At 64.6% G+C, this 17,664-nt stretch carries 22 protein-coding genes; 7 read left to right on the forward strand and 15 right to left on the reverse strand.

The genetic code is table 11. The annotated features are described in order from the left end of the window. Positions 1-25: 25 nt before the first annotated feature. Positions 26-331 carry a hypothetical protein gene (locus tag MU848_RS18135; protein ID WP_097092689.1) on the reverse strand — a complete coding sequence of 102 codons (306 nt, stop codon included), beginning with the start codon at positions 329-331 and terminating at the stop codon, positions 26-28. Positions 332-371: 40 nt separating this feature from the next. Then, positions 372-1,367, reverse strand: coding sequence for a cysteine synthase A (locus MU848_RS18140; protein WP_097092688.1), 996 nt, complete (start codon positions 1,365-1,367; stop codon positions 372-374). A 165-nt stretch (positions 1,368-1,532) separates the two neighbouring features. Here MU848_RS18140 and MU848_RS18145 point away from each other — a divergent pair, with 165 nt between their 5' ends. After that, positions 1,533-2,468 (forward strand): cell wall hydrolase, encoded by a 936-nt coding sequence (locus tag MU848_RS18145; RefSeq protein WP_247234688.1) that lies wholly within the window; start codon positions 1,533-1,535, stop codon positions 2,466-2,468. Positions 2,469-2,811: 343 nt separating this feature from the next. Further along, entirely contained in the window at positions 2,812-2,940 is a 129-nt protein-coding gene (locus tag MU848_RS18150) for an entericidin A/B family lipoprotein (protein ID WP_247234690.1), read from the forward strand. Positions 2,941-2,992: 52 nt separating this feature from the next. Here MU848_RS18150 and tatC read toward each other — a convergent pair whose 3' ends face one another. From tatC to MU848_RS18200, 10 genes are all read right to left on the reverse strand, one after another. Further along, the gene (gene tatC / locus MU848_RS18155) at positions 2,993-3,781 is read right to left on the reverse strand and encodes a twin-arginine translocase subunit TatC (RefSeq protein WP_097091037.1); all 789 of its coding nucleotides are present in this window, start codon (positions 3,779-3,781) and stop codon (positions 2,993-2,995) included. After that, positions 3,778-4,203: a Sec-independent protein translocase protein TatB gene (gene tatB / locus MU848_RS18160; RefSeq protein ID WP_247234692.1), complete on the reverse strand. Its 426-nt coding sequence runs from the start codon at positions 4,201-4,203 to the stop codon at positions 3,778-3,780. Before tatB ends, tatC begins: the two co-directional genes overlap by 4 nt. Before the next feature lie 29 nt (positions 4,204-4,232). Further along, positions 4,233-4,475: a twin-arginine translocase TatA/TatE family subunit gene (locus MU848_RS18165; protein ID WP_097091035.1), complete on the reverse strand. Its 243-nt coding sequence runs from the start codon at positions 4,473-4,475 to the stop codon at positions 4,233-4,235. A gap of 29 nt (positions 4,476-4,504) precedes the next feature. Next, positions 4,505-5,098 carry an SMC-Scp complex subunit ScpB gene (gene scpB / locus MU848_RS18170; RefSeq protein ID WP_247234694.1) on the reverse strand — a complete coding sequence of 198 codons (594 nt, stop codon included), beginning with the start codon at positions 5,096-5,098 and terminating at the stop codon, positions 4,505-4,507. Continuing rightward, positions 5,095-5,892: a segregation and condensation protein A gene (locus tag MU848_RS18175; protein ID WP_201514954.1), complete on the reverse strand. Its 798-nt coding sequence runs from the start codon at positions 5,890-5,892 to the stop codon at positions 5,095-5,097. Before MU848_RS18175 ends, scpB begins: the two co-directional genes overlap by 4 nt. Positions 5,893-6,127: 235 nt before the next feature. After that, on the reverse strand, positions 6,128-7,141 hold the full coding sequence (nagZ, locus tag MU848_RS18180; RefSeq protein WP_247234696.1) for a beta-N-acetylhexosaminidase: 1,014 nt from the start codon (positions 7,139-7,141) through the stop codon (positions 6,128-6,130). A 51-nt stretch (positions 7,142-7,192) separates the two neighbouring features. After that, positions 7,193-7,603 (reverse strand): endonuclease domain-containing protein, encoded by a 411-nt coding sequence (locus MU848_RS18185; protein ID WP_247234698.1) that lies wholly within the window; start codon positions 7,601-7,603, stop codon positions 7,193-7,195. A gap of 94 nt (positions 7,604-7,697) precedes the next feature. Next, positions 7,698-8,408: an SPOR domain-containing protein gene (locus MU848_RS18190; RefSeq protein ID WP_247234700.1), complete on the reverse strand. Its 711-nt coding sequence runs from the start codon at positions 8,406-8,408 to the stop codon at positions 7,698-7,700. Between the two features lie 20 nt (positions 8,409-8,428). Beyond that, positions 8,429-10,156 (reverse strand): arginine--tRNA ligase, encoded by a 1,728-nt coding sequence (gene argS, locus MU848_RS18195; RefSeq protein ID WP_247234702.1) that lies wholly within the window; start codon positions 10,154-10,156, stop codon positions 8,429-8,431. 122 nt (positions 10,157-10,278) lie between these two features. After that, on the reverse strand, positions 10,279-10,887 hold the full coding sequence (locus tag MU848_RS18200; protein WP_201515469.1) for a hypothetical protein: 609 nt from the start codon (positions 10,885-10,887) through the stop codon (positions 10,279-10,281). 154 nt (positions 10,888-11,041) lie between these two features. Between MU848_RS18200 and ispH the strand changes: the two genes are divergently transcribed. From ispH to rnhA, 3 genes are read left to right on the forward strand one after another with little or no spacing between them, the layout of a single operon-like run. Continuing rightward, positions 11,042-11,989 carry a 4-hydroxy-3-methylbut-2-enyl diphosphate reductase gene (gene ispH / locus MU848_RS18205; protein WP_201514959.1) on the forward strand — a complete coding sequence of 316 codons (948 nt, stop codon included), beginning with the start codon at positions 11,042-11,044 and terminating at the stop codon, positions 11,987-11,989. Between the two features lie 4 nt (positions 11,990-11,993). After that, on the forward strand, positions 11,994-12,971 hold the full coding sequence (gene thrB, locus MU848_RS18210; RefSeq protein WP_247234704.1) for a homoserine kinase: 978 nt from the start codon (positions 11,994-11,996) through the stop codon (positions 12,969-12,971). After that, on the forward strand, positions 12,968-13,414 hold the full coding sequence (gene rnhA, locus MU848_RS18215; protein ID WP_247234706.1) for a ribonuclease HI: 447 nt from the start codon (positions 12,968-12,970) through the stop codon (positions 13,412-13,414). The genes thrB and rnhA overlap by 4 nt, the downstream gene beginning before the upstream one ends. Positions 13,415-13,447: 33 nt before the next feature. Here the strand turns inward: rnhA and MU848_RS18220 are convergent, their stop codons facing one another. The 3 genes from MU848_RS18220 to MU848_RS18230 form a co-directional block, all read right to left on the reverse strand. Continuing rightward, positions 13,448-13,855, reverse strand: a complete 408-nt coding sequence (locus MU848_RS18220) for a UrcA family protein (protein ID WP_097091025.1) — start codon at positions 13,853-13,855, stop codon at positions 13,448-13,450. Positions 13,856-14,016: 161 nt separating this feature from the next. Further along, positions 14,017-15,120: an NAD(P)/FAD-dependent oxidoreductase gene (locus MU848_RS18225; RefSeq protein WP_247234708.1), complete on the reverse strand. Its 1,104-nt coding sequence runs from the start codon at positions 15,118-15,120 to the stop codon at positions 14,017-14,019. Further along, entirely contained in the window at positions 15,117-16,073 is a 957-nt protein-coding gene (locus MU848_RS18230) for an alpha/beta fold hydrolase (RefSeq protein ID WP_247234710.1), read from the reverse strand. Before MU848_RS18230 ends, MU848_RS18225 begins: the two co-directional genes overlap by 4 nt. Positions 16,074-16,123: 50 nt before the next feature. Between MU848_RS18230 and MU848_RS18235 the strand changes: the two genes are divergently transcribed. Next, positions 16,124-16,597 carry an A24 family peptidase gene (locus MU848_RS18235; protein WP_247234712.1) on the forward strand — a complete coding sequence of 158 codons (474 nt, stop codon included), beginning with the start codon at positions 16,124-16,126 and terminating at the stop codon, positions 16,595-16,597. Positions 16,598-16,647: 50 nt separating this feature from the next. Then, positions 16,648-17,664 (forward strand): Flp pilus assembly protein CpaB, encoded by a 1,017-nt coding sequence (cpaB, locus tag MU848_RS18240; RefSeq protein WP_247234714.1) that lies wholly within the window; start codon positions 16,648-16,650, stop codon positions 17,662-17,664.

Consider the following 17,664-nt stretch of genomic DNA (forward strand, 5'->3'; position numbering starts at 1 on the left):
GGAATGCGCGGTTCGATCAAGATGATCAGCGGCCGGACGCTTGCGGATCGCGATCCATCGGCTTGCGCAAATTTGGGTCCGGCTGCAGGTCGGGCACGATCGGCTGCTGCTCGGGCGCCGGTTGCACGCCCAATTCCGCCAGCGGCTCCTTGGGCGCGACGGCATTGACGTCCAGCGTGGGCACGGTCGGCGGCGGCACCGCCGGATCGTCGATCCGCGCCTTTTCGATCACAATGTTCGCAAGGCCCACAAGGAGCACCACGCCCGCCAGCCCCGTCAGGCCGATCTGGACACGCTGCAACCCTTCCTGCCGGCGGGGATGTTCAGCCATCAAAGCGCTCTTTATCTTGCCGCCGCGACCCGTGCGGCGATCAGCGATTGTGCGCGAGCCAGGGGAACACCGTCAAGCCCTTCGCTTCCAGCCATTCGCGATTGTAGAGGGTGGAGAGATAGCGGAAACCGGTGTCGCACAGGATGGTGACGATCCGCTTGCCCGGGCCCAGTTCGCGCGCCAGCGCCACCGCGCCCGCCACATTGATCCCCGACGACAGGCCAAGGCAAAGCCCTTCTTCCGCCAGCAGGCGCTCGACCCAGTGCAATCCTTCTTCATCGGAAATGCGGAACTGGGTATCGATAGGCGCACCCTCCAGATTGGCGGTGATCCGGCCTTGCCCGATCCCCTCGGCCACGGATGACCCTTCCGCCTTCAGCTCGCCATGGGCGTAATAATTATAGAGCGCCGCGCCATGCGGATCGGTCAGCGCGATCGTGATATTCTCGTCATGCGCCTTGAGGCCCAGCCCCACGCCCGCGATCGTGCCGCCAGTGCCCGCCGCGCAGGTGAAGCCGTCGATCTGCCCGTCCAGCTGCTGCCAGATTTCCTCCGCCGTACCGACGATATGCGCTTTCCGGTTGGCGATATTGTCGAACTGGTTCGCCCAGATCGCATTCTCCGTTTCTTCCGCGATGCGGCGGGACGTATGGACGAAATGCCCCGGGTTCGAATAGGCAGCGGCAGGCACCGTCACCAGTTCAGCGCCCAGCGCGCGCAACGTGTCCATCTTCTCGCGGCTCTGCGTTTCGGGCATGACGATGATCGTCCTGTAGCCCTTCGCATTGGCGACCAGCGCCAGGCCGATACCAGTATTGCCCGCCGTTCCTTCGACGATCGTGCCACCCGGCTGCAACAGCCCTTTTTCTTCCGCATCATTGACGATGAAGAGCGCCGCGCGATCCTTGACCGACGCACCGGGATTGGCGAATTCGCACTTGGCGAAAATATCGCAGCCCGTCTCTTGCGACGGACCGGCAAGGCGCACCAGCGGCGTGTTGCCAATCAGGGCGAGGCTATCATTCTGAACCAGCATGTTCCCCGCATAGCGGAGCGAATGCACGCTTGCCAAGCAAGGGAATGCTGATCCACCCAAAGACCTGATTGCAATCCGTGCGCGATAATCGCCGCCGCCGGGAAGAAAGTGGCAAGGCTTTTGCGCTAGGAGTGGCGCCGTGCGGCGTTAAGCCGCGATCCATTGATGAGTACAGACAGCTTCGAGATGACGCGTGGACGATCCTGGCATCTGATATTGGCCGTTCTGGCGCTGACGGCGCTTGCTCTGCCACGCCTGATCACCGCCGCGCCGCTGGACATGCTCGCGGATGTGAGGGCGCGCGACGATGTTGCCGAGCGGGCGGGAGAAAATTTCCCTGGTTCCGCCTATTTTTTCGCTGACGATATCTTCCAGGATCTCCCCGATTCGGTTGGGAACAGCCGACACGTCCTGAAACTCGCCACCATCGACGCTGCCCCGGCCGCTGCGTTTCGCGGCAAGACCCCGCTCGATAGCTACAGGGCGGTCAACTGCCTCACCTCGGCCATCTATTATGAAGCAGCCAACGAGCCGGAAGACGGCCAGCGCGCGGTTGCCCAGGTCGTCCTGAACCGCGTCCGCAATCCGCTGTGGCCGCGCAGCGTCTGCGGCGTCGTCTATCAAGGATCGGAACGCACCGACTCCCTCTGCCAGTTCACGTTCAGCTGCGACGGATCGATGGGGCGGGCCAATCATGCGCAAAGCTGGGCACGTGCGCGCCGGATCGCGGAACAGGCGCTTGCGGGCCGCGTCTACGCGCCCGTTGGGCTCGCCACATTCTACCATACGCTGGCCGTGCGTCCCGGATGGGCGGCATCGAAGCGGCCCGTCGCCGTAATCGGGGCGCACATCTTCTACCAGATGCCGTGCTTCAACGGGACAGAGGCAGCCTTCCGCATCCCCTATGCGGGGCGGGAGTGGCAATCGGGCCCATCAACCAGAGCTTGGACGGTGAGGCCACCTGCGATGCAGCATCCCTTGCCGCCAGCGGGGGTGGACGTCACCGTACCCCTTGCCGTCCCTCCACCAGCTGCTCAGGACATGCTGCCACAATCAACGATCCGGCCCGAATATCGGAACAGCGGCCGCCCGCTCATCTGAATAGCGGGGCGCGCAATTTATTGGCGGCCTTTCCTAAATCACTGATTCTTGGTCATAATAAAAAACTTCAGGAAGTGGAGGAACGGCGGAACCAAATGCCGCGATCGGTGGTTCTGCATACCGGATAGCAAATCTTTTGCCCCCCGCTCTTGCTATCCAAAAAAACATGAGCCCGGAACGCATCTCCCCCCCCGACGCGTTCCGGGCTCAGATTTTGTGGGGCAGCCTCCTTCGAGTCTCAGATATTTCCGGTTGCGGAACGTATTTCGCCTCTGCGGGTTCTCCCCCTCAGCCGCTGGATAGCGCGGCCATCCGGCTCGAGTTTTTTCCTCAGGAGACGACCATGACCAAGAAGATTTTTGCTGCCCTGATGCTTACCGGTTCGCTGATGGTGGCCGCGTGCAATACCGTCGAAGGCGCGGGCAAAGACGTGCAGAGCGCTGGCGCGGCCGTGGAAGACGCAGCCAAGTAAGCAGCGAAAAACAGGCTCCCACCCTAGCGGCCCGCCATTGGCGGGCCTTTTTTTAGCTGGTGGAAGTGTCTGCTCCGTCCGCTGTTGCGGCGTCGCGGGCTTGTTTCCGATCGGTGAACCAGATCGCGACGATGGTGATTTCGTAGAGCAGCAGCAGGGGGATGGCGAGCATCAGCTGCGATACGACGTCGGGCGGGGTCAAGACGGCGGCGAGGACGAACGCGGCGACGATCATGTAGCGGCGCAGGCCGATGAGTTGAGCACGGGTGACGAAACCGGCGCGGTTCAGCAGCATCAGCAGGACGGGCATCAGGAAGCTGATGCCGAATGCAAGAATGAACTGCATGACTAAAGTGAGGTAGGCGTCGGTGCTGGGGAGTGCCTCGACCGCGAGGCCTCCACTACTTCCTTGAAATTGCAGGAAAAAGTGGAAAGCGGTCGGCATCACGACATAGTAAGCGAGGCTCGCGCCCATCAGGAAAAGCACCGGCGTCATCACCAGAAAGGGCAATAATGCCTTCTTTTCCTTCGCATAAAGACCCGGCGCCACGAAAGCCCAGAGCTGGTTCGCGATGATCGGGAAGGACAGGCAGAAAGCGCCGAAGATCGCGACCTTCACCTGGACGAAAAAGGCTTCGTAGAGCTTGGTATAGACCAGCCGCCCACCGCCGTCGCCAAAGGCCTCCTTGAGCGGATGAACCAGGAACGCGAAAAGCTTGTCGGAAAAATAAAAGCAGACCGCGCCCGTCAGGAAGAGCGCCCAGACGCACTTCAACAGCCGCCCGCGCAGTTCGATCAGATGGTCGAGCAGCGGCGCCTTTGTCTCATCGATATCTCTCATGCCTGAGCATCACCCTTGACCGCAGGACTGGACTGGGCCGCGATATAGGGCGGGCCGTCGGACGCAGGGGCGGGAGCAACGGGCGCCGATTGGGCGACGAAGGCCGGGGGCGGCGACGATGCGCCCGGCGCGGGGGCAACGGAGGAGTCCGGCAAGGGCTCCATCGCTGGGGCGGACGACGCTTCGGGCGGATGTTCCTGCATGATGCGCCGGTTCTGGTCCGCCCACTTCTTTTCCAGCTCTTCCATTTCCGCTTCGCGCACCATCGCGTCGATGCCGGTGCGGAAATGACGCGCCATGCCGCGTGCCTTCCCGACGATCTGCCCGACCTTGTACAGGGCGCGCGGCAGATCCTTGGGACCGATCACGACAACCGCGACGATCACGATCAGCAGAAGTTCGGACGAACCGATATCGAACATGCGCGCCTACCGCTGGAGGGTGACGAAGGTCAGGCCTTGGTCTTTTCTTCGGTGGTCGCGGTGGGCGCGTCCTGTTCAGGCACGCGATGTCCTTCGATCCGCGTGGCAGGCTTGGCCGGGGCGATGTCGTCATCATCGTCCGCCATGCCCTTCTTGAAGCTCTTGATGCCCTTGGCCACGTCGCCCATCAGGCCAGAGATACGGCCGCCGCCAAACAGCAGCATGACCACCAGGAGAACGATGACCCAATGCATCAAAGAAAAGGAACCCATTTTAACTTTCTCCTGAAAGGAAGCCCTTTTTAGGCTTCTTCCTCATCATTTTCCAGAACGGATTGAGCGCCGAGGCCCTCCAGCGCAAGATCGACCGGATCGAGCAATCCGGCAGCGCGCAGATCATCCAGTCCCGGCAAATCCCGGCGGCTGCTAAGTCCGAAATGTGACAGAAATTCGTGCGTCGTCGCATAAATAAGCGGACGGCCCGGAACTTCCCGCCGTCCCGCTGGCCGGACCCAGCCTGCTTCCATGAGAACGTCGAGCGTCCCCTTCGCCACCTGGACGCCGCGAATGGCCTCCACCTCCGCGCGGCTGACAGGTTCATGATAGGCGATGATGGCCAGCGTTTCCATCGCCGCGCGGGACAGCTTGCGCGTCTCATCCTTCTCGCGCCGCAGGATATGCGCAAGGTCCGCCGCCGTCTGGAAATGCCAGCGCCCGCCACGCTCGACCAGATTGATGCCACGCCCGGCATAATGATCCGAGAGCGTGGCCAAGGCAGCGCTTAGATCACCGGCCTCCCCCACATGCTGCCGCAACTCGGCAGCCGTCAGCGGATGTTCGGCGACGAACAGGGCGGCCTCCACGGCGCGCATGAAATCGTCCGGTTCCTGCATCACAACAGACGCCTCCCACCCTGGTCCGCCCCATTTTGATCTGGCAGCGCGGCGCGCAGATAGATGGGCTCATATATGCCATCCTGCTGTATTTCCAGCCGCCCCTGCCGCGCGAGTTCCAGCGCCGCGACAAAGCTGCTCGCGAGCGCCGATCGCGCCATCGGTCCGTCCTGACCATCGGGCAGGAAGGATTCGAGCGTGGTCCAGTCGATCGCGGACCCAACCAGCGTGCCGACGCGCTGGATCGCTTCATCCAGCGTCATCACCGGACGGGCGGCGACCATATGGACGGCCGGTTGCGTGCGCGCGCGCAGCTGTCCGTAGGATTGCAGCAGATCATAGAGGCTGGCGGCCCATTTTGCCTTGCGCACCAGCCGCAGTCCTTCGGGCCGAGGGCGGACGAACACGTCGCGGCCGATACGGTCCCGGGCCATCAGGCGTGCTCCCGCCTCCCGCATGGCGTGCAGGCGCTGGAGCCGCAATTGCAGGCGCAGGGCCAGTTCGTCCGGGCTAGGGTCAGGCTGAGCCTGCTTCGGCAGCAGCAGCGAGGATTTGAGATATGCGAGCCAGGCGGCCATCACCAGATAGTCGGCCGCCAGTTCCAGCTTCAGCTTCCGCGCGCCTTCGACATAAGCGAGATATTGTTCGACCAGCGCGAGGATCGAGATTTCACGCAGGTCGACCTTTTGCGAACGGGCGAGCGCCAGGAGGAGATCGAGCGGCCCTTCCCAGCTTCCGAAGCTGACGGTCAGCATGTCGGCGCGGGGCTGTGGCGGAGGGGTAAAGAGGTCTTCCATGGTCAGGCGGCTCTTTGACGCGCTGACGGTGGGAAGAGTTGTTCACGCGGAGACGCGGAGACGCGGAGGGTGACCAGGCGCCCGCGCAGCACCAAAAAATCGGCTTGGCCCGTGGGGGTGGGTTCAAAATGACAAGTGGCTTCGCCGAAGGCGCGATATCTCCGCGGCTCCGCGACTCCGCGTGAGCATTTAATTCCGTATAGCTTTGCCGGAAGGGACAGGATCACGCCTGCCCTCACGCAGCCACCACGGAGAGCAGGCTGTCGCGGGTCGCCAGCAGCTGTTCCAGGGGTGGGCTTTCGGCGGTCAGGCTGGTCGAGGCCATCGCGCGATCCAGGCGCGCCCGCGACCGGTCGCTGATGTCGGGGAGCAGATCAGCTATGCCCACCATGTCATCCATCCTCCCCCAGCAATTGAGCGCAAGGTCGCAACCCGCCGCGACCACGCCTGCCGCCAGTTCCGGGATGCTGCCGTTCAGCGCCTTCATGTCGAGATCGTCGGACATGAGGAGGCCGTCGAAACCGATGCGCTGGCGGATGATCGTGTCGATGATCGAGGCGGAAAGGCTGGCGGGAAGATCGGGGTCCCAGGCCGTATAGACGACATGGGCGGTCATGCCGATGGGCGTGTCCTTCAGCGTCTGAAAAGGCGCGAGGTCGGTGGCGAGTTCCTCTTCGCTCGCGGTCACGATGGGCAGTTCATGATGGCTGTCCACCATGGCGCGGCCATGGCCGGGCATATGCTTGATGATGCCCGCGACCCCGCCCCTCGCCAGCCCTTCGATGACTGCGCGGCCGAGCGCGGCGACGCGCATGGGCTCCGCGCCGAGCGTGCGGTCGCCCATGATGTCGCTTGCGCCATCCTGCCGCACGTCGAGCAGCGGGAGCGCATCCACGGTGATGCCGCCTTCGGCCAGGGTCAAAGCGATCGCATGGGCATTGGCGCGCGCGGCGGCGATCGCGCTAGACGGCGCGATGTCATAGAGGCGGTCGAACACGGCGCCGGGGGGGAAGCTTGGCCAGACGGGCGCCTGCATGCGGGCGACGCGGCCTCCTTCCTGATCGATCATGATGAGCAGGTCGTCGCGGCCGTGAAGCGCCCGCAGATCGTCGGTCAAGGCGCGGAGCTGGACGCGGTCCGCGATATTGCGGCGGAAGAGGATATAGCCCGCAGGCTGCGCATCAGCGAAGAAGGCGCGCTCGTCCGCCGTGAGGGTCTCGCCGGAGAGGCCGAAGATTACCGGTTTCATGAGGGCGGATGGTAGCGGCTGTGGGGCGCTGTGTCGAAGGGGTTGTTGGGATCAAGGAGTGGCGTATCCCCTCTCCCCTTTAGGGGTCGATGAGAGGCACGTGACTCTCATCGAGGTTAGGGAGAGGGGGAGGCGCTGTGCTATCGAGGACAGAACGGCTTCGAGATTGCGCATGACGTCCGTGTTGGTGAAGCGGAGGACTTGCCAGCCTTGCTGTTCGAGATAGGCGGTGCGCTCGGCGTCATACTCAGCGGTTGCGCCGTGGGTGTCGCCGTCGATCTCGATGACCAGCATGGCCGCGCGGCAGGTGAAGTCGGCGATGAAGGGGCCGATGACGGTTTGGCGGCGGAACTTCGCACCGGAGAAGCGCTTGGCGCGGAGATGATACCAGAGGCGGGTTTCTGCGGGAGTGAGATCGCGGCGGAGTTGCTTCGCGAATTTGAGCGATTTTCTGTGCCGCACCTGCGTTCCCCTCTCCCGCCTTCGCTGCGCTCGGCACCTCGGCCAGAGTCACGTGCCTCTGGCCGACCCCTAAAGGGGAGAGGAGATAGACGGCTTAGTTCACGACGATGCAGCTTTCGCCGGCGACTTTCAGTCTGCCGCAGAGGGTGCTGGCTTGGGCTCCGGCCGTCGCGCGCAGGCGGTAGAGGGTGCTGCCGCCGACTTCGGTGGGTTCAATCGCCATGGTGAGCGGCGCGAGATAGGCGAAGCGCTTGGACAGGCGGGTCCAGGCGTCGCGGGCGCCGGATTGGCTGCCATAGGCGCCGAGCTGGATCACCGCGCCGCCTTTGCGGACGGGCTGCGCGGTTGCTGGCCGGACGTTGGTTTCGTCCGCCACGCGCGCGGTCACACTCTGCGAAGGCTTGCCCGGCACTGGCTGGCTGGGCTTGGCGGGCGCAGTGGCGGTTACGGGCGCTTCGGGGACACGGCTGGGATCGATGCGGCCGTCGCGCAGTACGCCTTCGCTGGCGGCGAAGCTGGCGTCGCCCTCCCCTTCGAACTTCTTGGCATCGGCCTCGCGCGCGGGCACCTTGTAGTCGCCAGCGGGCGCGGCGATCAGCTTGCCTTCGCCGCCGCCGCTCGAACGGTTGTTGAGGAACCAGACGCCAGCGACCACGCCGCCTAGCAGGACAAGGGCGACCAGTATGAAGCCGAGCAGACGGACGGGGGAGAGCCCTTCATCCTCCTCATCTTCAATGCCAGGCTCAAGCCAAGGCAGACGCTCGTCATCGTCGAGATCGAGCCGCCCCCTCGCAAAGTCGCCCATGTGTCCGTGCCTCCGCCTGGCTATTGCATTTCCGTCAACGCAGCCACGCCCATAAGGGCAAGGCCATTACGGATGATTTGCCCGATTCCGCGGCTTAAGAAAAGGCGCGCAGAAGTTATCCCCGGATCGTCCGCCAGGATCACGCGGGCGCGCGGATTGTCGTTCCCCAAATTCCACCAGCTGTGGAATGCAGAAGCCAAGTCATTGAGATAAAAGGCGATGCGGTGCGGTTCGCGCGCGAACGCAGCCCCTTCCACCACCCGTGGGAACTGTGCGGCCAACTTAACAAGGTTAAGTTCCTCCGTCCCAAGGCGGGACAGGTCGGGCGCAGGAAGATCCATTCCGGCTTCCTCCGCCCGGCGGCCGAGCGAGGAAATGCGGGCATGGGCATATTGGACGTAGAAGACCGGGTTGTCCTTCGACGCTTCCACGACCTTGGCGAAGTCGAAGTCCATCTGGGCGTCGGCCTTGCGCGTCAGCATGGTGAAGCGGACGACATCCTTGCCCACTTCGCGCACCACGTCGGCGAGCGTCACGAAATTGCCCGCGCGCTTGGACATCTTCACCGGCTCGCCATCGCGCAGCAGGCGGACCATCTGGATCAACTTGACGTCGAAGCGCGCGCGCCCTTCGGTCAAGGCGGCGACGGCGGCCTGGATGCGCTTCACCGTACCGGCATGGTCCGCGCCCCAGATGTCGATCAGTTGGTCGGCGGTCTGCGCCTTCTGGAAATGATAGGCCATGTCAGCGCCGAAATAGGTCCAGGCGCCGTTCGACTTCTTGATCGGGCGGTCCTGATCGTCGCCGAACCTGGTGGAGCGGAACAGAGGGAGTTCGACCGGCTCCCAATCTTCGGGCGTCTCGCCCTTGGGTGCTTCGAGGACGCCATCATAGACGAGGTCATGGTCGCGCAGCCATTGCTCCGCGGCTTGCGGCTTTCCGGCGGCCTGCAGTTCGGCTTCGGAGGCGAAGATGTCGTGGTGGATGCCGAGGAGGGCAAGGTCGCTGCGGATCATCTCCATCATCGCGGCGACCGCCTTGGTGCGGAAGGGGACGAGCCACTCGCTCTCGGGTGCGTTTACGTAAGCGTCGCCATATTCGGCGGCGAGCGCCTGGCCCACGGGGACGAGATAATCGCCGGGGTAGAGGCCCTCGGGAATGTCGCCCACATCCTGGCCCAGCGCTTCGCGGTAGCGGACATGGGCGGAGCGGGCGAGCACGTCGACCTGGCCGCCCGCGTCATTGATATAATATTCGCGGATGACCTTGTGCCCGGCATACTCGAGCAGCGTGGCTAGCGCGTCGCCGACCACCGCGCCCCGGCAATGGCCCATATGCATGGGGCCGGTGGGGTTGGCGGAGACATATTCGACGTTGACGGTAACGCCCGCGCCCGCGTCGGAGCGGCCATAGTCGGCGGCCTCGGCATGGATCGCGGCCAGTTCCGCGCGCCAGGTGGCGTCAGTCAGCGTCAGGTTGATGAAGCCGGGGCCAGCGATGGCGGCGCTTTCCACCTCTTCGAGCTTTTGCAGGCCCGCGACCATCTTTTCCGCCAGCGCGCGCGGGTTGGTGCCCGCGGGCTTGGCAAGGACCATGGCGGCGTTGGTGGCGAGGTCGCCATGGCTGGGGTCACGCGGGGGTTCTACCGTCACCGGCTTGCGGTTGAGGCCAGCAGGCAGGGTGCCGTCCGCCTCCAGCGCGTCCAGCACGGCGTTCAGATGGGCGGTGAAACGAATGTAAAGGGACAAGGGTGTTTCCTCGAAAAGCACAAGACCCGTCCGGGCTGGGCTGAAATCGAAGCCTCATCCTTCCCTGCAAGAAGTAGAGCCCTTCGACAAGCTCAGGGCGAACGGAAGATTAAGGTTCGCTCTTAACGTGTCGCGTTGTATCGGAGCTGGTCCTGGGTCAGGTTGAAACCCACAAGCAACTCGAAGCTGGTTCGTTGCAGCGCCGCGCGGACGTCGGGCTGGGCGAAGGGATCGATCGCCGCGTCCTCGTCGCCCGCCTTGCGCTTCTGCGTGATCTTCGCTTGGATATCGGCGGGCAGCGTCGCCGCAGCCTTGTCGACGAAGGAGCCCGCCTTGGCGCTAGCGCTCGCGCGATACTGGCCAGCCGGGAAGTCGAGCACGACCTGGCCCACCCGCTTGGCGACGACGGCGTTGCCGCCACGCACGACCGCGGAGAAATAGGGCAGCGTCACCTGCCGCGCGGCGGTGGCGTCGGAACGGCGGGCGTTCACGACGAAGGTCGCCTCGCTGTAGAATTGCGCGCCTTCCGAACAAGTGGCGCGCAAATCGGTGATGTTCGCCACCACGTCGATCGCGCGAGCGTCGGTGCTGCCAGCCGGATTGAACAGCGTGATGTCCCCCGTATAGGCCGGGATCGCAGCCGTCGGGCAGGCCGAGCGGACGGCGACGATGCCGCCGGTGGGATCGATTTCTCCCCGGCGCGAACAGCCCGCAAGGGCAAGGGCGATCATTCCAGTCAGCGCAAGTCGAGAAAAGGTCACGAGGCAATCCCTTGGGAACAGGCTGGGGCTTCTTATCCGCACCCCGCCGCTCACGCAACCGAAAGGAACGCAGAGCGCGCGCCTCCCCCTTCCTTCCGGCGTCACATTGGCCTAAGCGGCTGGCATGACCGCCCGCCTCCCCTTGAAGCTCCTGATCGCCGCCCCGCGCGGCTTTTGCGCTGGCGTGGACCGCGCCATCGTCATCGTCGAAAGGGCGATCGAGAAATATGGCGCGCCCGTCTATGTCCGGCATGAAATCGTCCACAATAAATATGTGGTGGACAGCCTGCGGGCGAAGGGCGCGATCTTCGTCGAGGAACTGGATCAGGTGCCGGACGGCGTGCCGGTCGTCTTTTCCGCCCATGGCGTGCCCAAGGCGGTGCCCGCGAAGGCGGAAGAGCGCGGCCTCGACTATCTGGACGCGACCTGCCCGCTGGTGAGCAAGGTGCACCGGCAGGCCGAACGGCAGGTCGAGGCAGGCCGTCATATCCTGTTCATCGGCCACAAGGGGCATCCCGAAGTCATCGGCACCTTTGGTCAGGTGGACGCGGGAAGCATGACCCTGATCGAAACGGTCGAGGATGCGGAAAGCTTTGTGCCTGCCGATCCCGACAATCTCGCCTTCCTGACGCAGACCACGCTGTCGGTGGACGACACCGCCGCCATCGTTGAAACGCTTCAGCGCCGCTTCCCGACGATCCATGCGCCCAAGGGCGAAGACATCTGCTACGCGACGTCGAACCGTCAGGCGGCGGTGAAGGCGATCGCGGCCCAGTGCGACGCGCTTTACGTGATCGGCGCGCCCAACAGCTCCAATTCGTTGCGGCTCGTCGAGGTGGCCGAACGCGAAGGCACGCCAGCCCGGCTGATCCAGCGTGCCGACGACATCGATTTTGCATGGCTGGAGAATGTCCGCACGCTTGGCCTGACCGCAGGCGCATCGGCCCCGGAAATATTGGTGCGCGAAGTGGTGGGCCGGCTCGCCGCGCGTTTCGACGTGACGGAGGAGCAGGTGGAGACGGCGCGGGAAACCGTCTCCTTCAAATTGCCCCGCGAACTGGGAGCGGCATAAGGCGATGGCAGTCTATACCCATGTTCCCGCCGAAGAGATTGACGCGTTCCTCGCCCGCTATGATGCCGGACGGCTGGTATCGGCGAAAGGCATCGCCGAAGGGGTGGAGAACAGCAATTATCTGCTGGAAACCACCGGTGCCGACGGGAAGGGCCATCGCTATATCCTGACCCTGTATGAAAAGCGGGTGGATGAGGCCGACCTGCCCTTCTTCATGGACCTGCTCGATCATCTGGGCGCGCGTGGATGCCTGGTGCCGCGCTTCATCGCCGACCGGGAGGGCAAGCGCCTGCAGCAGCTGGGCGGAAGGCCTGCCTGCCTGATCGAGTTCCTGACCGGCATATCGGTCACTGAACCCACCGCTGCCCAATCGCAAGCCGCAGGCGCTGCACTGGGCCAACTGCATCGAGCGGCGGAAGGATTTGCGGGCGAGCGCCGCAACGCGCTCGACATCGCTGGCTGGCATGATCTGGCGGCCAAGTGCGGCGACCATTTCGACGATATCGCGCCGGGCCTTGGCCAGCGGGTGGCGGATGAGCTCGCCTATCTCGACGCGCATTGGCCCGCTGGACTGCCGCGCGCGGTGATCCACGCCGATCTTTTTCCCGACAATGTGCTGATGCTGGGCGACGAAGTGACCGGCCTCATCGACTTCTATTTCAGCTGCACCGACATTCGCGCCTATGACCTGGCCGTCACGCACAGCGCATGGGTGTTCAGCAATGACGGCGCGCACTTCTTTGCCGATCGTTCGACGGCGCTGCTCGCTGGCTATCAGGCGGCGCATGGCCTTTCCGACGCGGAGCAGACCGCCTTCCCGATCCTGTGCCGGGGCGCGGCGCTGCGCTTCCTGCTGACCCGCGCCTATGACTGGATCAACACGCCCGCCGACGCGCTGGTGACGCGCAAGGACCCGCTGGCCTATCTACGGCGGCTGGATTTTTATGCGCAGACTGCACCGGCGGAGTTGCTGCGGGCGTGAGCGCGCTGTCTCAGGTCGAAATCTTCACGGACGGCGCGTGCAAGGGCAATCCCGGCCCCGGCGGTTGGGGCGCGGTGCTGCGCTTTGGCACGACGGAAAAGGAAATTTCCGGCGGAGAGCCGCAGACCACGAACAACCGCATGGAGATGATGGCCGCGATCGAAGCGCTGAATGCGCTGAAGCGCCCCTGCCAGGTGACGCTCTACACCGACAGCAAATATGTGATGGACGGCATCACCAAATGGGTTTTCGGCTGGCAGAAGAATGGCTGGAAGACGGCTGACCGCAAGCCGGTCAAGAATGCCGAGCTATGGCAGGCGCTGCTCGCCGCCGCCGCGCCGCACAAGGTCAACTGGCAATGGGTAAAGGGTCATGCCGGTCACCCGGAAAATGAGCGGGCCGATCAACTGGCCTGCGCCGCAGCGGAACTCTTCCGCGCCTGACGGGGGAGCGGCAGGCCACTCCCCCTGACGGCGTCAGGGATAGCGTTCGACCCAATCAGCGGGATAAGGCGGCTGCCAGCGCGTCCCCGCGACCCATGTGGTGCCGCGCGGCGCGAAGCCTTCCTCGACTGTGCCGACCCGCGTCATCGCGTCCCTCACCGCGGCATCGCGGCAGCTGGGCACGACCGGCGAGGCATTGTCCGATTCGCCCAACTTGCCGCACAAATAGCGCGCAGTCAGCGCGACACGGTGGCGCAATTCGTCCTTCCCGGCCTTTGTGCTGAGGTCGAGATCGGCATAGCTGACGCCCTGTGACAGCGATTGGGCGTTGTTGTATCGGCCCGTGACGGTGATTTCTTCGGTCGGCTGGGCAAAGCTGATGCTACTGCTCGCCATCATTAGCCCTGACAGGATCAAGGCCGATCGTGAAAAGCATTTCATGACGGCATCCTCCTACTCCATGGATCGTGCCCAGGAACACCACATCTTTTCATGATCACCCTGTTCGGGCTGAGCCCTTCGACAGGCTCAGGGCGAACGGTCATCCAGATACCTGGCACGTTTTTTTGAACGTCACGGACGCCGCTTCGTTCCGACTGCGCCTATGTGAACCGTGCAGGCGAATAGGCGGCGGGATCTATGCCCTTGACCGCTTCGGCCATGGGACCACCCGTCAGTAGCGCCGACCCCAGCAAGGCGGCGGCGGGCGCTGTCTGTATGCCGAAACCGCCCTGCCCCGCGAACCAGAAAAAGCCGGGCGCGGCGGAGTCGAAGCCGTAGACCGGCGCGCGATCCGGCGCGAAGCTGCGCAGCCCTGCCCATTTGCGTTCGACCGCCTCGACCGGCCAGTCCACGACATCTTCGAACCGGGCGATCGCCTGGGCCACCGCCAGTTCTTCGGGTGCCGCGTCGCACGGGAGCGAGGGCTCCTCATCATGCGGGGTCAGCCAGATGCGTCCCTCCCCTTCCGGCTTGAAATAGAAGCGGGAGGAAAGGTCCATGACGAGCGGCAGGTCGGCTGATGGCATCGCGGGTACGCGCAGTTGCACGACGGTGCGCCGCAAAGGGGTGATGCCGATGGGCGCGACGCCGCAGCGCCGCGCGACATCGTCGGCCCATGCGCCTGCGGCATTCACGATGATGCCGCAATGGATGACGCCGTTGCTGGTCTGGATACGCCAGCCACCCGGCTCCTGGGCAGCCTTGTGGAGCGCCGTTCCCAGCTGCGATTGGCCACCCTGCGCATGGAAGCGCCGCAGATAGGCGTGATGCAGCGCCGCGACGTCGATGTCGCACACGCCTGGCTCCAGCAGGCCGACCGTCCATTGCGGCCGCAGTCCGGGCAACAGGCTCGCAGGGTCGACCGGGCGCAGATCGACCCGGCCGGAAAAGTCCCGCACCAGCCGATCCCGCTCCGCACGATCAGTGTCCCGCCCGACAAACAGCGTCTGCCGGGGGGTGAGGAAGGATCGGTCGGCAAAGGCAGGATCGGGGGCGTGCAGCAACGGCCCGGACGCGGTGGTGAGCGGCTGCACCTGTGGGCCGCCATAGGTCTCCTCCCAGAAGGCGACGGATCGGCCGGTGGCGTGATAGCCGGCGCTCTCCTCCTGTTCCAGGATCAGCACGGATGCCTCGCCCGCAAGCTGCGCCCCAAGGCTTGCGCCCGCTATGCCGCCACCGACGATCACCATGTCGAAACGGCTCATGGCCCGGCGGCCTCATCCAGGAAAGCGTCGATCCGCCGCAGCGCATCGAGGCGAACCGGGTCGATTTCCCGCAATATCTCATGCGCCGCTTCCGGCCCATAGACATGCAGGCGAGCGCCGGGAATGCGCGCGGCGATGCGGCGGATCGCAGGCGTGGACACCAGCCGGTCGGCCTTGGTGGCGAGGATGAGCAGCGGCACCGCTATGCGCTCCAGCTTCCCGCTCCGCTCCAGCATGAAGGTTGATCGCAGGGCCTCCACCACCCAGCGCCAGCTTGGCGCGCCCAGCGCCACGTCCCGGCTGTGGTCGCGCCACCAGAGCTCATCGGCATAGCGTTCCGGATCATGCGTCAGCCGCTTCTGCCGCATCGCGCGCTGCCGATCGGAATTCTCCTTCTGGGTCCAGGCCTGCCGACCGGAACGCCCAAGCGCGCACATGGTCCGGGCGATCAGCACCGCCAGCCAGCGCGGCAAAGGGGCGGTATGAACACCCATCATCGGCGCGACGGCGACTGCTGCATCAGGCGGGGGCATCCCCTCGGCCAAGGCGCGCAGCAGCAGGTGCCCGCCCATGCTGTGGGCGATGATCACGCACGGCCCCGTCGATTGCGCCCGCCAGTCGGCAACGAACGCTTCGAGGTCCGAAACCCACTGCGCGAAATCCTCGATATGGCCGCACAGCGGATCGGCCCCGACGCGGCCCGATCCGCCTTGCCCGCGCCAGTCGAAAGCGGTGACGGCCCAGCCCTGGCTTGCCCAATGGGCGATGACTTCCAGATATTTCTCGATCATGTCGCCGCGCCCGCCGAGCATCAGCAATTGCCCGCGCTGCCCGTCGCCCAGCCGGTAGCGGCGCAGCGGCCAGCCATCGGGCGCTGTCCAGAAATCGAGCCGCCCATCCATCGGCCATGCACGACGGTCAAAGGCCGGGGGAACAGACAGGGGCGAATCCATGGGGCGGATGGTTACGGTTTAGTAAGCCATGCGGTCTAGGGTTTAGATTCATGACGGGGGAATATTTCAAATTGGCGCTGCTATGCGCCCTTGGCGTGCTGCTGGTCATCGCGTGCGTGACCGATTGGCGGTCGCGGATCATCTCCAACCGGCTGAACCTTGCCATCGCGGCGCTGGCGCCGCTGTGGTGGATCACCAACGGCTTGCCGGTCTGGCCGGGCATGTTGTTGCAGGTGGCGCTTGGCCTAGCCGTGTTCGCGCTGTTTGCCGCGCTCTTTGCGATGGGATGCATGGGCGGGGGCGACGTCAAGCTGCTGGGGGCGCTGGCGCTGTGGTTTCCATGGGAAGCCGTCCTGGCAATGCTGATGATGATGGCCATGGCCGGGGGCGTGGTGACGATCGTCACCGTGGTCCATCACCGGATGACCCGACGGCTCGGACAACCCCAGATTCCTTACGGTATCGCAATATCCTTCGCCGCCCTTTGGCTGATTGGCGAACGATATCTTAACCATTTTGCGTAAAATTCGGGGCTCGGGCGCAACTCGCCTGATTGAGGGAGACGAATTTCATCATGGACGGCAAGAAAATCGTGCTGCTGGTGGGGGCGCTTGTCATAGCGGTCACAACAGCTCTTCTCGCGCGCAACATGCTGAGTTCGTCTAGCGCGCCCCAGGCCAGTGCCTCTTCCATGCCAGTAGCGGCCGACCAGCCCCATGTGCTGGTCGCGACCAAGGCATTGCCGGTGGGCACCATCCTCGACGCGGAAAGCTTCCGCTTTCAGCCATGGCCCAAGGATCTGGTCGAACAGGCCTATTATATCCAGGGCCAGGCCGATCCGGCGAAGCTGGTGGGCAGCGTCGTGCGCACCGCCATCTCGGCTGGTCAGCCGATGACCGTGGGTTCGGTGATCAAGCCGGGCGAGCGCGGTTTCCTCGCCGCGGCGCTCGGGCCGGGCATGCGCGCTGTCACCGTACCGGTGTCTGCGCAAAACTCGGTCGCGGGCTTCGTCTTCCCGGGCGACCGCGTCGACCTGATGCTGACGCAGAGCGTATCGGGAGGCGGCGACGGGGAGCCGTTGAAGGTCTCCGAAACCATCCTGCGCAACCTGCGCGTGCTCGCCACCGACCAGCGCATGGATGCCATGGGCGATGACGGCAAGCCTGTCGTTCAGACCTATTCCAACGTCACGATCGAAGTGACGCCCAAGATCGCGGAGAAGATCGCGGTGGCGCAGACCATCGGATCGCTTTCGCTGACGCTGCGCTCCATTGCGGACAATGCGTCGGACCTCGACGCCGCCATCGCCGGCTCCGACGTCGACCTGCCCGATGGCGCCAGCCCGAACGCGGAAAAGAAGATCATCGCAAGACTCGCCGCTCGCCCGGTCGACAAGGGCAGCACCTTTTCAACCGGCGCAGACGTGTCTCGCTACCAGCGCAGCTCCGTCCCCGCCAAGCCGTTGCAGACCGCCGGCGTCGAAGTGCCCGCAGGGGGGGGCGCTCAGGCAGCACCGGGCGGCGTCAGCGGACCTGTAATCCGCATCGCGCGCGGCACCAATGTGACCGTCGTTCCGGTCGGGGGGAAGTAA

The sequence above is a fragment of the Sphingobium agri genome (assembly GCF_023051225.1).
Lineage (GTDB): Bacteria > Pseudomonadota > Alphaproteobacteria > Sphingomonadales > Sphingomonadaceae > Sphingobium > Sphingobium agri.

Coding starts and splice junctions, on each gene's coding strand:
- MU848_RS18230 (WP_247234710.1), bottom strand. CDS start 16,073: ATGGATTCGCCCCTGTCTGTTCCCCCGGCCTTTGACCGTCGTGCATGG.
- tatC (WP_097091037.1), bottom strand. CDS start 3,781: ATGAGAGATATCGATGAGACAAAGGCGCCGCTGCTCGACCATCTGATC.
- MU848_RS18135 (WP_097092689.1), bottom strand. CDS start 331: ATGGCTGAACATCCCCGCCGGCAGGAAGGGTTGCAGCGTGTCCAGATC.
- MU848_RS18225 (WP_247234708.1), bottom strand. CDS start 15,120: ATGAGCCGTTTCGACATGGTGATCGTCGGTGGCGGCATAGCGGGCGCA.
- MU848_RS18175 (WP_201514954.1), bottom strand. CDS start 5,892: ATGGAAGACCTCTTTACCCCTCCGCCACAGCCCCGCGCCGACATGCTG.
- ispH (WP_201514959.1), top strand. CDS start 11,042: ATGACCGCCCGCCTCCCCTTGAAGCTCCTGATCGCCGCCCCGCGCGGC.
- thrB (WP_247234704.1), top strand. CDS start 11,994: ATGGCAGTCTATACCCATGTTCCCGCCGAAGAGATTGACGCGTTCCTC.
- MU848_RS18200 (WP_201515469.1), bottom strand. CDS start 10,887: ATGATCGCCCTTGCCCTTGCGGGCTGTTCGCGCCGGGGAGAAATCGAT.
- MU848_RS18140 (WP_097092688.1), bottom strand. CDS start 1,367: ATGCTGGTTCAGAATGATAGCCTCGCCCTGATTGGCAACACGCCGCTG.
- MU848_RS18145 (WP_247234688.1), top strand. CDS start 1,533: ATGAGTACAGACAGCTTCGAGATGACGCGTGGACGATCCTGGCATCTG.
- MU848_RS18165 (WP_097091035.1), bottom strand. CDS start 4,475: ATGGGTTCCTTTTCTTTGATGCATTGGGTCATCGTTCTCCTGGTGGTC.
- MU848_RS18235 (WP_247234712.1), top strand. CDS start 16,124: ATGACGGGGGAATATTTCAAATTGGCGCTGCTATGCGCCCTTGGCGTG.
- MU848_RS18220 (WP_097091025.1), bottom strand. CDS start 13,855: ATGAAATGCTTTTCACGATCGGCCTTGATCCTGTCAGGGCTAATGATG.
- MU848_RS18190 (WP_247234700.1), bottom strand. CDS start 8,408: ATGGGCGACTTTGCGAGGGGGCGGCTCGATCTCGACGATGACGAGCGT.
- tatB (WP_247234692.1), bottom strand. CDS start 4,203: ATGTTCGATATCGGTTCGTCCGAACTTCTGCTGATCGTGATCGTCGCG.
- MU848_RS18150 (WP_247234690.1), top strand. CDS start 2,812: ATGACCAAGAAGATTTTTGCTGCCCTGATGCTTACCGGTTCGCTGATG.
- nagZ (WP_247234696.1), bottom strand. CDS start 7,141: ATGAAACCGGTAATCTTCGGCCTCTCCGGCGAGACCCTCACGGCGGAC.
- cpaB (WP_247234714.1), top strand. CDS start 16,648: ATGGACGGCAAGAAAATCGTGCTGCTGGTGGGGGCGCTTGTCATAGCG.